Source organism: Savagea serpentis (assembly GCF_015351395.1).
GTDB classification, from domain to species: domain Bacteria; phylum Bacillota; class Bacilli; order Bacillales_A; family Planococcaceae; genus Savagea; species Savagea serpentis.
In genome coordinates this window covers 1-12,491 of the sequence record NZ_JADKPV010000010.1, presented here as the reverse complement: position 1 = coordinate 12,491, position 12,491 = coordinate 1, and the positions used below count along the sequence as shown (strand labels likewise).

Below are 12,491 nucleotides of genomic sequence, written 5' to 3'. Positions count from 1 at the left end.
AAATGAGAGAGATTGAATCATTCCATTATTCAACGATGAGCGTTGCGGAATTACATCATGCCGCCCATTCCGCCCATGCCCATGTCTGGCATGCCGCCCATTGGTGCTTCTTGTTGTGGTTTGTCTGCTACGACTGCTTCTGTCGTTAAGAACATTGCCGCAACACTTGCTGCGTTTTGGAGAGCTGAACGTGTCACTTTAGTTGGATCGACAACGCCTGCTTCCATCATGTTCACCCATTCGCCTGTCGCTGCGTTAAAGCCGATGCCGACTTCTTCGCGTTTGAGACGGTCAACAACGATTGAACCTTCAAGTCCTGCGTTCGTTGCGATTTGACGTACTGGTTCTTCGAGTGCGCGAAGTACGATTTTAACACCTGTTGCCACATCGTCTTCTGTAGAGTCTAACAATGCTTCTACTTTCGTGTAGACGTTCACAAGTGCCGTACCTCCACCTGAAACGATTCCTTCTTCAACCGCTGCACGTGTAGAGTTCAATGCGTCTTCGATGCGGAGTTTGCGCTCTTTTAATTCTGTTTCTGTCGCTGCTCCTACTTTGATCACTGCAACGCCACCTGCGAGTTTCGCTAAGCGCTCTTGCAATTTCTCTTTGTCGAATTCTGATGTTGAATCTTCCATTTGCATACGGATTTGGTTGATGCGTGCGTCGATTGCTTCTGTTGCGCCTGCACCTTCTACAATTGTTGTGTTGTCTTTTGTGACAACTACTTTTGCTGCAGAACCGAGATCTGTAATCGCTGTCTGTTTTAAATCGAGACCTAAGTCTTCTGTGATCATGCGACCGCCTGTTAATGTTGCGATATCTTCTAACATCGCTTTACGACGATCTCCGAATCCTGGAGCTTTTACTGCTACTGCGTTAAATGTACCGCGAAGTTTGTTCACAACGAGTGTTGCGAGTGCTTCACCTTCAACGTCTTCAGCGATAATTAAAAGCGGTTTTCCTTGTTGAACGACTTGTTCTAACACTGGTAAAATTTCTTGGATATTCGTAATTTTCTTGTCTGTAATTAAAATGTACGGATTTTCAAGAACTGCTTCCATTTTATCTGTATCTGTCGCCATGTATGCTGATGCATAACCACGGTCAAATTGCATACCTTCTACAACGTCTAATTCTGTTTCGAATCCTTTTGATTCTTCGATTGTAATGACACCGTCATTTCCTACACGGTCCATCGCTTCTGCAATCAATTCACCTACTGATTCGTCGCCAGAAGAAATCGCTGCAACTTGTGCAATCTCTTGTTTCGTTTCTGTTTCGTCTGAAATTTCTTTCAAACCTTCAACTGCTACTTTCACCGCCTCTTCGATTCCTTTACGGATTCCGACTGGGTTAGCACCAGCTGTAACGTTTTTCAAGCCTTCACGGATCATCGCTTGTGCGAGAACTGTTGCTGTCGTTGTTCCGTCACCTGCAATTTCATTCGTTTTTGAAGCAACTTCCGCTACGAGTTTTGCACCCATGTTTTCGAATTTATCTTCGAGTTCGATATCTTTTGCAATCGTTACACCGTCATTTGTAATGAGTGGTGAACCGAATGCTTTTTCAAGTACGACGTTACGTCCTTTAGGTCCAAGCGTCACTTTTACTGCGTTTGCTAAAGTATCTACTCCACGGAGCATTGCGCTACGTGCATCTTCATTAAATTTAATGTCTTTTGCCATCGTTAAAGTCTCCTCCTAAAAATATGTTGTTTTCTATTTTGTTCTGCTTTTTATTATTCGACTACGACTAAAACATCTGTTTCGCGGAGCACTAAGTATTCTTTTCCTTCATACTTCACTTCTGTTCCTGCGAACTTTGAGAAGATGATGCGGTCTCCTTCTTTCATACCGAATTTCGCATCTTTGCTCACTGCTACAACTTTACCTTCTTGTGGTTTTTCTTGTGCTGAGTCTGGAAGAACAATCCCACTCGCTGTAGTCTCTTCAGCCTCTACAATTTCAATTACAATACGGTCTCCTAATGGTTTTAACAAATGAAACAACCTCCTCAAATTTTTTATATCTTTTTAGCACTCACTCTCAAGGAGTGCTAACACAATTCTTATATTATATAAGTTTTTTAAAAAATGCAAGCGTTTTGATTCATTTTTCTTTGCGATTCATAAACGTTCCTTGTAAAATAGGGGACGCTATGTCAGTAGAAAGGATGTTTCATTTGACCACACAATCATTTTCTTTACGCTCCATCGGCTCATTTTTTAAAGAACATTGGGCAGGGTTAGCGATTATTGCAACCTTCGTTATTTCTCATTTATTAAGTATTCCTCTTCAACTTTTGATGTTCAAATATTTTATCGCACGTTATGAACAGCTTGATGCGTTCGCTTATACCATTTCATACACGATGATTGCAATCAACATACTCGCCGCAGTCATCATCGCCATCATCATCTCGCGCAAACAAAACTTTTGGCAAGTATTCGAAGAGCCGCGCATGCGTCCCATCGCTTCCATCGGTTTAGGTTTTGTCGGCTTTATTTTGGCGATGATTGGACAGGCGGTCGCTGCAACGATTGAAACGAAATTATTCGGGATTGAACCTGGTTCAGCAAATACAGAAACACTTTCGGTCATTTCTCAAATCTCTCCGATCATGATTATTTCAATCGTCATTTTCGCACCGCTCCTTGAAGAAATCGTCTTTCGCCGTGCTATTTTTGGTGGAGTGTATAAAATGACTCATAACTTTTGGTTAGGGGCTATCGTGAGCGGTGTTTTATTCGCGGTCGTCCATTGGGAGTTAGAGCATTTACTCATGTATTTAATGCCTGCCTTTGCGTTCGCTTTCGTCTATTACATTTCACGTAGCATCATCGCACCGATTGCAGCACACTTCTTTATGAATAGCTTCGTAACGATCGTTCAACTCAATTACGACAAGCTCGAAAAATACGTCGAACAAACACAAAACTTCATTCATTGGATCCATTAAAAAAAGCAGTGTACTCTCCATTTGAGAATACACTGCTTTTATTCGTCTTGCTTCATGCGTTCCATCACTTCGTCAATTTGGCGTTGTTGTTCCGCTTTAATTTCTTCTAAGCGCATTTCCTCTTCCGCTTTCAAAAACTTACGATAGCCGAAACGTGAAATAAACAAGCTCAATTCAAATAATATGATGAGTGGAACTGTCGTGAATAAATGTGAAAATAAATCAGGTGGCGTAATGAATGCCGCTAATACAAATAGCGCAAAGTACGCATACTTTCGTGATTTTGCTAACCAGTCAGGATTCAAAAATCCGAGTCGCGATAAAAAAAGCATGACGACCGGTAGTTGGAATACGACTCCGAACGGAATGACGAGTTGGATTAAGAAGTTAAAATATTCATTAATGCCAATCGTCTGTTGAATCTCTAAGTCCCCTGCTAACAATCGCATAAAGCCCATAACGTACGGTATTAAAACGAAATACGAAAATGCTGCTCCTGCTAAAAAGAGCAAAAAGGCGAACGGAATGTAACTGAGGGTCACACGTCGCTCCGTCTCTTTCAAACCTGGCGCAATAAAGGCCCACAATTGATACATAATGACAGGTGAAATGAGAACGACCGCTAATACGATGATCACTTTCAATAGGACAAAGACAGGATCTAGTACGGTAAATGCGTTAAACGTAATTTCTTGCGCTTGACCGTTACTTTGCAAATATTTGATTAATGGTTTTGCTAAAAAGAAGCTTCCGATCACAGCTAACATAAAGAAAACGACGATGATAATCAGTCGTTTTCGTAATTCCTCTATATGCTCGATGACCGTTAATTGTTTTTCTTCCATAGGAATGACATCCCTTACTTCGTGTTACTGAACCTCTTTTTTTGTCTCGTTCTTTTTCGGTTCGTCATCGTCATGAGTAATTCCGCGAGTCGCGTCTTTAAACTCTCGTAATGATGACCCGAACGCTTTACCGATTTCAGGTAATTTTTTCGGTCCGAAAATAAGTAGTGCAATAACCGCGATAATGAGTAAACTTCCTACACTTGGCATTTCGCACGCACCTCCCTCAATAATATATTCATTTTACATGATATGTGATATTTTTTCCATCTTGAACTTAATCCATTTGTGACTGATTTTCATCATTTCGAATAAAATAGATGAGGGTTTGCAGTTCTACAGACAGATCAATCGTATGCACGCGAATCGTATCGGGCACCGTTAAACGAGTCGTCGTAAAGTTTAAAATTCCTTTAATGCCGATTGTCGCAAGTCGATTCGTCACTTCTTGCGCCACTTTGGAAGGGACGGTTAAAATGACGACTTCAATGCCTCGCTTTTGAATTTGTTCTTCGATCTCATCTGGGTGATATACCGGAACACCATTCATCTCTTTTCCTTCATGAGGGGCTTTCGGGTCAAAGGCGATCACGACACGAGTGTTATGACTTTTTTGGAAATTATATTTAATAAAAGCACTTCCTAAACTACCGACACCGATTAAAGCTACATTCGTCGCTTCATCTTGATCAAGCACACCACGGAAAAACTGCACGAGTTCTTCTACATCGTATCCGTAACCTTTACGGCCGAGTGCGCCGAAATGAGAAAAGTCACGACGAATCGTCGCTGCATCTACTTTCAATACTTCACTCAATTCATTAGAAGAAACACGCTTTTTTCCTGCTTGTTCAAACTTCTGCAAAATCCGATAATAAATCGGCAACCGCTTCGATGTCGCTTCAGGAACTTTCTGCGTTTGTTTCATAATCTTCCTCCTGATACGTCCATATTAACGTTTCTATCGTACAGTACCGTTTTCAAGTTGTAAAGTTACACAATTTCAACACATGTTGCCACAATGATTTTAGATGGAGACTTTCGGGTTATTTTGATAAACTTAGGAAGGATAGAGGTGAAAGACGATGATCGTTTTACAAGTTAATCGTTTAACGAAATCATTTTCTGGCGTCCCGATTATCGAAAATGCGCAACTCGAAGTACAACATCGAGACCGCGTCGCATTAGTCGGTCGTAATGGCGCTGGAAAATCAACATTATTAAAAATAATCGCTGGAGAAATGAACTATGACGAAGGCGATATTATCATTCCGAAAGATATTACCGTCGGCTACTTAGAACAGCACTCTCATATCGATTCAGAACTATCGATTTGGGATGAGATGCTAACCGTCTTTGAACCGGTTCGACAAATGGAAAAACAAATGCGTCATCTCGAACAACAGATGGCGAATTTAAATCCTCAAGCTGACCAAGAAGCTTACGATGAAGTGTTCAAAGCATATGATGCGATTCAAGTCGACTTCACAAACAATAAAGGCTATCAATACGAATCCGACATTCGCTCGATTTTGCACGGTATGCAATTTTATCCGGAACATTATGAGCGACCAGTCAACGTCCTGTCAGGTGGAGAAAAAACGCGACTCGCCCTAGCGAAAATGTTACTTCAAAATCCGAAGCTTCTCATATTGGACGAACCGACAAACCATTTAGACATTGAAACATTAAGTTGGCTTGAAAAATATTTAGCTTCGTATGAAGGAGCCATTTTAATCGTGTCTCATGACCGCTATTTCCTCGATCAAATTACGACGATTACATATGAGATTGCCCGTAATGAAGTGACGAAATATCCTGGAAACTACAGCTTCTACTTAGATGAAAAAGCGAAGACGTATGAGCGCGATATGAAACGTTTCGAACGTGAACAAACTGAAAAAGCAAAACTCGAGCAATTCATTCAAAAAAATATCGCGCGAGCATCCACTTCTAAAATGGCAAAAAGCCGAAGAAAAGTGTTGAATAAAACAGAATGGATGGACGCACCTGACGGAGATGAACGCTCTGCTCAATTCTCATTCTCTACTAAAAAGCAAAGCGGAAATGACGTCTTATCGGTCGATGACTTAGCGATCGGTTACGGGCAAAATGTGCTTGCTCAACAAATCGACATGCGCGTATACCGCGGAGAACGTATTGCGATCGTTGGACCGAATGGCGTCGGAAAATCGACATTATTAAAATCTATCGTCAAACGCGACACACCGATTGCAGGTTCTATTCGGTACGGAACGAATGTCGAAATTGGCTATTACGATCAAGAACAAGCGACACTCGTTGGCAACGGCACTGTTTTGCAAGAGATTTGGAACGATTGGCCACTCATGCAAGAAAAAGATATTCGCACATTGCTCGGACGATTTTTATTTTCAGGCGATGATGTCGAAAAACCAGTAGCTTCGTTATCAGGTGGAGAAAAAGCACGACTTTCTTTAGCTAAACTTATGCTCGAACAATCGAATACACTCATTCTCGATGAGCCGACGAACCATTTGGACTTAGATAGTAAAGAAGTGCTCGAAAATGCCTTAGACGACTTCCCAGGAACATTGCTCTTCGTCTCCCATGACCGATACTTCATCAATCGACTCGCGACGAAAGTGATGGAACTAACACCGACTGGTATCGTCGAGTACTTAGGCGATTACAACTATTATGTCGCGAAAAAAGAAGAATTAATCGATTTAAATATTTTACAAGTCGAAGAACAAGCTGCTCCGAGTACAGCTGAAGAAGAACATAAGCAAGAGCGTCGTGAACAAAAGAAAGAACGACGCAAATACGAACGAATCGTCGAGCGTGTCGAACGAGAAATGGCTGAAATCGAAGCAAAACTCGATGAACTGAATGAACAAATGCACGATCCTGCTCTCGCAAACGACCATGAGCAACTGATCGAACTTCAAACGACGATTGATGCAGAGCAAGAACAACATGACTCGCTAAGTGAACAGTGGTTGGAAGCAACCGAACAGCTTGAACAACTCGAATAGTATTATAAAAAAGCAGAAATGGGCCATGTGCCATTTCTGCTTTTCGTTTGAAAAAATATAGTACCTTCCTTTTTATACGTGTCTTACATTTATGTTTAGTAATTCGGGTGTAACAAATTATACTTTCAATCGTTATTAAAGCGAAGGGGGATGTTTCTTGAATGAATATGGAGGAATTGTATGCTGCATATTTTCATGATATTTTTAGATTTGTTTTTTCTTTAACTAAAAATCAATCTTTAACAGAAGATATTGTTCAAGAAACATTTACTCGTGCTTATTTGCATAAAGATATGTTTGAAAATCGTCCAAATAAAGCATGGCTTTTTACAGTGGCTCGCCATCTCTTTTATGACCACTTAAGAAAAAACAAAAGGATAGCTGCTCTAGAATATGACTTTTCAAACATACCAGATGTCGTTTCATCTTTGGAAGAACAACTGCTCGAAAAAGAAGACGTTCAAAAAATATATAAAGAAATTTGCAATTTGAAAGCCAATTATCGAGAAGCGATGCTTTGTTTTTATGTGGAGGAACTTTCCTATAAAGAAGCAGCTGAAAAAATGAACGTTACTGAATCTAATTTCAAAAGTATTTTATTTCGTGCCAAACGAAATCTGAAACGTTCTTTAAAAAGAAAGGGTGAATTTCTTGAATAATAAGGAGTTTAAAGAAAATTTAAAAAAATATGAGTTCGGATTATTAACAGCTGAAGAAGAAGAACAATTTGAAGAGATATTAGAAAAGCTCGATGAATATCAAGCTGTTTTAGAAGCAGAAACGACTGGATCGTTAAAAAAAGATCATGACAACTTTGAAGCTGAAAGAAAAATTTTAAAGCGCAGTCAACTCCATGCCTATTTTCGAATTAGCCTTATTTCTTTAATCGTCTCTCTTCTTCTTCTTCCTACCTTAAATTTGATTGCAATGGCTTTCAACCTTTTACCTTAGGATACTTTTTCTACGGTCAGCTTCAACTAGTACTGTCTATTTAGGAAGGAGATGAACTTATGAACGTAAGAAAAAAGTTTGATTTCAGTAATCTTTTGCATTGTTTCGCTTATGCTCTCATCATTATTAATTTGTTTTTGATGAATTTAAACGTTTTAATAGGCAAACCAGTTTACTTTTGGAGCAATATTTCTTTAAGCTTGATGGCTATATTACTTGGAGGCGTTGTATTGTATATGAGAAAAGGTTTTGACAGCACTCCGCTAATTGGGATGATTATCAATGTTTACGCGATCTTTATTGCAGTAGGCACACTCTTTTTTTATAAAAATTGAATAGGAGGTTATGATATGTTTTTAAACAAGTCTTACAGTTACTGGTCTCTCGTATTAAGTATAGTTGGTTCTCTATTTTTAGTTACCCCTTATTTAATCTCGCCAGTTCATCCACAAGGATTTATCGTATTAATGATGAAGGTTATGTTAATCATCGCTATCATCTCATTGATTTTAGGATGCGCTACAAGTTTTTACGCTATCAAAAAGAAAGAAGAAGGTGTCAAAAAATACGTCGGAATTTTGCTGCCTCTCTTTATTATTTTAGTCATCATTTTAATTCCGATACTCATGGGAGTTGGTTTTATACTTAACGACTTTCCATAAAATATCGCAAGAAGAGGAGGTGCAATTTCACCCTTTTCTTTACATATGTTTTACAATTTATGTATATCTTCTTTTGTGACTTCCCCTTATATTATAGAGGATTACACATCATGAGGAGGAAGCGATATGAGCAAAAAAGTGATTTTTTTCGAAGTGAAAGGCGGCTCTGATAAAGGGCCAGACGGACATCGCCCGGATACGATGCCTATGGTTCATGCCTTGCAAGAAAAAGGATATGAAGCAGAAGTGATTTTCTTTGATGTCGAAAAACGTGATGACATTTTTGAATATGTCAAACAGCAGGCCGTCGCTTATGTTTCACGCATTAACCCCGGAAACTTGGAAGACGAAACACAATACTTTGATATGTTGCGCGCATTATGTGAAGAGGGCGTTCTAGGTTTGCCACATCCAGATGCGATGATTGGCTACGGTTCGAAAGATGCGCTCGTTCATTTAAAAAATACATCACTCGTTCCTGAAGATACGTACGCTTATTACACAGTCATAGAATTTTCGCATCAATTCCCAAAATCACTCGCACGAAATGAACGTGTATTAAAACAAAACCGCGGATCGACAGGCGAAGGAATTTGGCGGGTGTCGCTCGTTTCTCCTCTTGCAGAACATGCAACAGAAGTTCCATTAAATGCTCAAATCAAATGTACAGAGGCAAAAGATAATCATATCGAATACCATACATTAAGTGACTTTATGACATTTTGCGAACAATACATTATTGGCGAAAATGGAATGTTAATCGATATGCCATTTTTACCGCGCATTACAGAAGGAGAAATTCGCTTACTCATGTTGCGTGATACACCGATTAATGTCGTTCATAAAAAACCAGCCGATACGAAAGATGCATTTAGTGCCACTTTATTTTCAGGAGCTCATTATCGTTACGACCCCCCTGTCTTATGGGACGGTTTAATTCAATCCTTTTCAAAAGACCTTCCTCTCATTCAACAAACGCTCGGCGGATACGACTTACCTTTACTATGGACTGCTGATTTTATTTTAGATACGGATGAAGAAGGTCAAGACAAGTATGTTCTCGGTGAAATGAACTGTTCATGCGTCGGATTCACTTCTCATCTTTCTCTAGCTTCTCAAATTGCAGATACGATTATCGAATGGATTACTGAACACGAAAATGCCGCAACTCTCGCTTAACTAAAAATGATCTCTCCTCTTCATATGAGGAAAGATCATTTTTTTAATTATTCCAAGATGTAAGTGCTTTGCCTGGCTCACCGTTCATCGTCCAGTCACTGCGACATCCTTTTCGGTACATTTCATAACCTGCTGCCCCGATCATCGCCGCATTGTCTGTACAATATTGAATCGGTGGTACGGAAAATTCAATATTCGCTGCTGCTAGTTCTTTCTGTAAAGCATGGCGCAATCCTTGATTAGCCGATACTCCACCCGCTGCGATCACTTGTTTCACGTCGTATTCTTTCGCTGCGCGAACTGTGCGTTCAGTCAATACGTCTACTACACTTTGTTGGAAGCCACGTGCGACTGCTTCAGGATTTAATTGTTCGCCACGCTGTTTCACATTGTGTGAATAATTAATAACGGCTGACTTCAATCCACTAAAACTGAAATCATAACTTTCTTTTTCCAACCAAGCTCTTGGAAAATCAACCGCTTCTCCTTCTATTTGAGCAAGTCGATCAATATGGGGACCTCCTGGATATGGAAGTGAGAGTACGCGTGCGACTTTATCATACGCTTCTCCAGCTGCATCATCTCGCGTTTCTCCAATCTTTTCGAACTTCCCATGCTCTTCCATATAAATAAGCTCTGTATGTCCTCCAGAGACGATGAGCGCCATTAAAGGAAATTTCATTTCCGTGACGAGTTGATTCGCATAAATATGGCCAGCGATATGATGCACTCCGATAATCGGTAAACCGTTCGCCCAAGCAAATGCTTTTGCTGCATTAATGCCGATTAATAAAGCGCCTACCAATCCCGGACCTTCTGTAACCGCGACCGCATGTAAGTCACTCGGTTGTAAATTCGCTTGTTGTAACGCTTCTTCAATCACTAATGTAATTTGTTCCACATGGAGGCGTGATGCGACTTCTGGAACGACTCCACCGAACCGGCGTTGATTTTCGATTTGGCTCGCAACAACATTGGAAACTATTTCAGTTCCATCTTTAATAACAGCTGCTGCTGTTTCATCACAACTCGTTTCAATGCCTAAAATATAAATTGGTTGTTTCTTCATTTTAACTCCACCCACATAACGAGCGCATCCTCTGTTGTCGGACCGTCCGTATAATAGTTTTTTCGAATACCGCCATCTTGAAATCCGTATTTGCGATATAAATGTTGAGCGACTTCATTCGATACACGCACTTCTAAAGAAATGCGGTCTACCTCGTGTAACTGACAATGCTTCATTAAATATTGCATTAACGCATCTCCAATTTTCTGACCACGATTTGCAGGATGAACCGCGATATTCGTAATTTGACAATCTTCAAATACAATCCAAGTCCCACAATACGCAACAACTTCTTCATCTTTCAAAGCGACGATATAATAAGCAAATGGATTGTTCGTCACTTCATGATGAAAAATTTCTTCCGTCCACGGATCATCAAATGATTGTTTTTCTACTTCCAATACTCCCGCAAGATGCTCGAGTTTCATCGGAACAATATTCAACTCATTCATTCGACTTCTGCTCTTTCAACCAATTCGTTTCAGCTTCCGTCATGCGTAAATATTCCGGCACAAAGGTATGAACAGATGTCGTACTCATTTTCTCCTGTGCTAGTCGGATAACTTGAGATGCTCTCGGTACACTGAACACTTTTTCTACAGGATAAAAACGTTCGCCGAAAGCTTCTCGTAACACTTCATCAAATGCATCACTTGCAGAAACCGTAAAAATTTTCAACTCTTGTGAATAGGATTGAATTTGTTGAATGCATTGTTCCATCGAAAGGTGTTGTTCTTCCAATACAGGAGAAATGACTTCGCCAGCTTGTATATGAAAAGCACCTCCATATACGGCCCCGCGACGTGCATCAATATAAGAAAAGACAATTCCGTCCGCATACATCGTATTACGAGCTAGTACTTGTAAACTCGAGACCCCAACTAATGGAATATTTAATGTCCAAGCTAATGTTTTCGCAAGCGTTACCCCAATTCTGACACCTGTATACGATCCAGGCCCTTCAGATACTGCAATCGCTTCGATTTCTTTCGGTTGAATTTGCGCGAGACGACACACCTCATCAATCGCTGACATCGCTCTTTGGGAATGTGTAATATGCATCGCCTCATTAAGTTCTACTAACACTTCTTCATCCCGCATAACCGCAATCGATAACGGCATGCTAGATGTCTCAATTCCTAGCCAAATCATTGAAAAACCTCCTGGCATAATGTTTCATAGCGCTCGCCAATCGGTATGTATTCGATGATTCGCGTCGTTTCATCGACATAGCGAATCGACAATTGCAAACGTTGTTCTGGTAATTCCTCTTCGATAAATTGTGCCCACTCTACAATAACAAGAGCGGCGTCTGTAAATATTTCATCCCATCCTAAATCTTCTTTTGAACCTTCTAATCGATAAGCATCAATATGATGTAAAGGCAAAACTCCTGAATGGTAGCTTTTCATAATCGTAAATGTTGGGCTATTTACAGTTTCTTCAATCTCTAAAGCTTGCGCTAAAAATTGCGTAAATGTTGTTTTGCCTGCTCCTAAATCTCCTTCTAATGTAATGACCATATGTGGTTGTACATATTGGGAGAAAGCTTCTGCTAATCTTCTCGTTTCTTCAAGAGAAGATACAGTATATTGTTGTTTCATTCAGAAACTCCTCTCTATTTTCAATCTACTCTTCTATAACAATACGCATCTTTTTTATTTTTTTCCATAAAAAAAACCGACTCTTTACAGAATCGGTTGACATTTTTATATAATGGCGGTCCCGACGGGAATCGAACCCGCGATCTCCTGCGTGACAGGCAGGCATGTTAACCGCTACACTACGGGACCAAAAATAAAAACAA

General features: G+C 40.1%; 16 protein-coding genes and 1 tRNA gene. 7 read left to right on the top strand and 10 right to left on the bottom strand.

What is annotated here, in order from left to right; genetic code table 11:
* Window positions 1-50: 50 nt before the first annotated feature.
* Together groL and IRY55_RS12715 are read right to left on the bottom strand one after the other, a co-directional pair.
* Entirely contained in the window at window positions 51-1,688 is a 1,638-nt protein-coding gene (gene groL / locus IRY55_RS12720) for a chaperonin GroEL (RefSeq protein WP_194563712.1), read from the bottom strand.
* 53 nt (window positions 1,689-1,741) lie between these two features.
* Window positions 1,742-2,002: a co-chaperone GroES gene (locus tag IRY55_RS12715; protein ID WP_194563711.1), complete on the bottom strand. Its 261-nt coding sequence runs from the start codon at window positions 2,000-2,002 to the stop codon at window positions 1,742-1,744.
* Between the two features lie 182 nt (window positions 2,003-2,184).
* On the opposite strand from IRY55_RS12715, the gene IRY55_RS12710 reads away from it, so the two are divergent.
* Window positions 2,185-2,961 carry a CPBP family intramembrane glutamic endopeptidase gene (locus IRY55_RS12710; protein ID WP_194563710.1) on the top strand — a complete coding sequence of 259 codons (777 nt, stop codon included), beginning with the start codon at window positions 2,185-2,187 and terminating at the stop codon, window positions 2,959-2,961.
* Between the two features lie 38 nt (window positions 2,962-2,999).
* Here the strand turns inward: IRY55_RS12710 and tatC are convergent, their stop codons facing one another.
* The 3 genes from tatC to IRY55_RS12695 form a co-directional block, all read right to left on the bottom strand.
* The gene (gene tatC, locus IRY55_RS12705; RefSeq protein WP_194563709.1) at window positions 3,000-3,806 is read right to left on the bottom strand and encodes a twin-arginine translocase subunit TatC; all 807 of its coding nucleotides are present in this window, start codon (window positions 3,804-3,806) and stop codon (window positions 3,000-3,002) included.
* A gap of 24 nt (window positions 3,807-3,830) precedes the next feature.
* A complete protein-coding gene (locus tag IRY55_RS12700; protein WP_194563708.1) occupies window positions 3,831-4,016 on the bottom strand; it encodes a twin-arginine translocase TatA/TatE family subunit in 186 nt (61 codons plus the stop codon).
* 67 nt (window positions 4,017-4,083) lie between these two features.
* Window positions 4,084-4,734: a redox-sensing transcriptional repressor Rex gene (locus IRY55_RS12695; protein WP_194563707.1), complete on the bottom strand. Its 651-nt coding sequence runs from the start codon at window positions 4,732-4,734 to the stop codon at window positions 4,084-4,086.
* Window positions 4,735-4,891: 157 nt separating this feature from the next.
* Between IRY55_RS12695 and IRY55_RS12690 the strand changes: the two genes are divergently transcribed.
* From IRY55_RS12690 to IRY55_RS12665, 6 genes are all read left to right on the top strand, one after another.
* Window positions 4,892-6,823 (top strand): ABC-F family ATP-binding cassette domain-containing protein, encoded by a 1,932-nt coding sequence (locus IRY55_RS12690; protein ID WP_194563706.1) that lies wholly within the window; start codon window positions 4,892-4,894, stop codon window positions 6,821-6,823.
* A gap of 161 nt (window positions 6,824-6,984) precedes the next feature.
* Window positions 6,985-7,482: an RNA polymerase sigma factor gene (locus tag IRY55_RS12685; protein WP_194563705.1), complete on the top strand. Its 498-nt coding sequence runs from the start codon at window positions 6,985-6,987 to the stop codon at window positions 7,480-7,482.
* On the top strand, window positions 7,475-7,774 hold the full coding sequence (locus IRY55_RS12680) for a hypothetical protein (protein ID WP_194563704.1): 300 nt from the start codon (window positions 7,475-7,477) through the stop codon (window positions 7,772-7,774). Before IRY55_RS12685 ends, IRY55_RS12680 begins: the two co-directional genes overlap by 8 nt.
* 59 nt (window positions 7,775-7,833) lie before the next feature.
* Window positions 7,834-8,109 carry a hypothetical protein gene (locus tag IRY55_RS12675; protein ID WP_194563703.1) on the top strand — a complete coding sequence of 92 codons (276 nt, stop codon included), beginning with the start codon at window positions 7,834-7,836 and terminating at the stop codon, window positions 8,107-8,109.
* Window positions 8,110-8,124: 15 nt separating this feature from the next.
* Entirely contained in the window at window positions 8,125-8,436 is a 312-nt protein-coding gene (locus IRY55_RS12670) for a hypothetical protein (protein ID WP_194563702.1), read from the top strand.
* A 126-nt stretch (window positions 8,437-8,562) separates the two neighbouring features.
* Window positions 8,563-9,615, top strand: a complete 1,053-nt coding sequence (locus IRY55_RS12665) for a Cj0069 family protein (RefSeq protein ID WP_194563701.1) — start codon at window positions 8,563-8,565, stop codon at window positions 9,613-9,615.
* 43 nt (window positions 9,616-9,658) lie between these two features.
* Here IRY55_RS12665 and tsaD read toward each other — a convergent pair whose 3' ends face one another.
* The 5 genes from tsaD to IRY55_RS12640 form a co-directional block, all read right to left on the bottom strand.
* The gene (tsaD, locus tag IRY55_RS12660) at window positions 9,659-10,684 is read right to left on the bottom strand and encodes a tRNA (adenosine(37)-N6)-threonylcarbamoyltransferase complex transferase subunit TsaD (RefSeq protein ID WP_194563700.1); all 1,026 of its coding nucleotides are present in this window, start codon (window positions 10,682-10,684) and stop codon (window positions 9,659-9,661) included.
* Window positions 10,681-11,136: a ribosomal protein S18-alanine N-acetyltransferase gene (gene rimI / locus IRY55_RS12655; RefSeq protein ID WP_194563699.1), complete on the bottom strand. Its 456-nt coding sequence runs from the start codon at window positions 11,134-11,136 to the stop codon at window positions 10,681-10,683. The genes tsaD and rimI overlap by 4 nt, the downstream gene beginning before the upstream one ends.
* Window positions 11,129-11,836, bottom strand: a complete 708-nt coding sequence (tsaB, locus tag IRY55_RS12650) for a tRNA (adenosine(37)-N6)-threonylcarbamoyltransferase complex dimerization subunit type 1 TsaB (protein WP_194563698.1) — start codon at window positions 11,834-11,836, stop codon at window positions 11,129-11,131. The genes rimI and tsaB overlap by 8 nt, the downstream gene beginning before the upstream one ends.
* The gene (tsaE, locus tag IRY55_RS12645) at window positions 11,833-12,288 is read right to left on the bottom strand and encodes a tRNA (adenosine(37)-N6)-threonylcarbamoyltransferase complex ATPase subunit type 1 TsaE (RefSeq protein WP_194563697.1); all 456 of its coding nucleotides are present in this window, start codon (window positions 12,286-12,288) and stop codon (window positions 11,833-11,835) included. Before tsaE ends, tsaB begins: the two co-directional genes overlap by 4 nt.
* Before the next feature lie 113 nt (window positions 12,289-12,401).
* Window positions 12,402-12,477 (bottom strand) — tRNA-Asp (locus IRY55_RS12640).
* Window positions 12,478-12,491 lie beyond the last annotated feature (14 nt).

Coding starts and splice junctions, on each gene's coding strand:
- IRY55_RS12695 (WP_194563707.1), bottom strand. CDS start 4,734: ATGAAACAAACGCAGAAAGTTCCTGAAGCGACATCGAAGCGGTTGCCG.
- groL (WP_194563712.1), bottom strand. CDS start 1,688: ATGGCAAAAGACATTAAATTTAATGAAGATGCACGTAGCGCAATGCTC.
- IRY55_RS12670 (WP_194563702.1), top strand. CDS start 8,125: ATGTTTTTAAACAAGTCTTACAGTTACTGGTCTCTCGTATTAAGTATA.
- tsaB (WP_194563698.1), bottom strand. CDS start 11,836: ATGATTTGGCTAGGAATTGAGACATCTAGCATGCCGTTATCGATTGCG.
- IRY55_RS12700 (WP_194563708.1), bottom strand. CDS start 4,016: ATGCCAAGTGTAGGAAGTTTACTCATTATCGCGGTTATTGCACTACTT.
- IRY55_RS12685 (WP_194563705.1), top strand. CDS start 6,985: ATGAATATGGAGGAATTGTATGCTGCATATTTTCATGATATTTTTAGA.
- rimI (WP_194563699.1), bottom strand. CDS start 11,136: ATGAATGAGTTGAATATTGTTCCGATGAAACTCGAGCATCTTGCGGGA.
- IRY55_RS12665 (WP_194563701.1), top strand. CDS start 8,563: ATGAGCAAAAAAGTGATTTTTTTCGAAGTGAAAGGCGGCTCTGATAAA.
- IRY55_RS12690 (WP_194563706.1), top strand. CDS start 4,892: ATGATCGTTTTACAAGTTAATCGTTTAACGAAATCATTTTCTGGCGTC.
- tsaD (WP_194563700.1), bottom strand. CDS start 10,684: ATGAAGAAACAACCAATTTATATTTTAGGCATTGAAACGAGTTGTGAT.
- IRY55_RS12675 (WP_194563703.1), top strand. CDS start 7,834: ATGAACGTAAGAAAAAAGTTTGATTTCAGTAATCTTTTGCATTGTTTC.
- tatC (WP_194563709.1), bottom strand. CDS start 3,806: ATGGAAGAAAAACAATTAACGGTCATCGAGCATATAGAGGAATTACGA.
- tsaE (WP_194563697.1), bottom strand. CDS start 12,288: ATGAAACAACAATATACTGTATCTTCTCTTGAAGAAACGAGAAGATTA.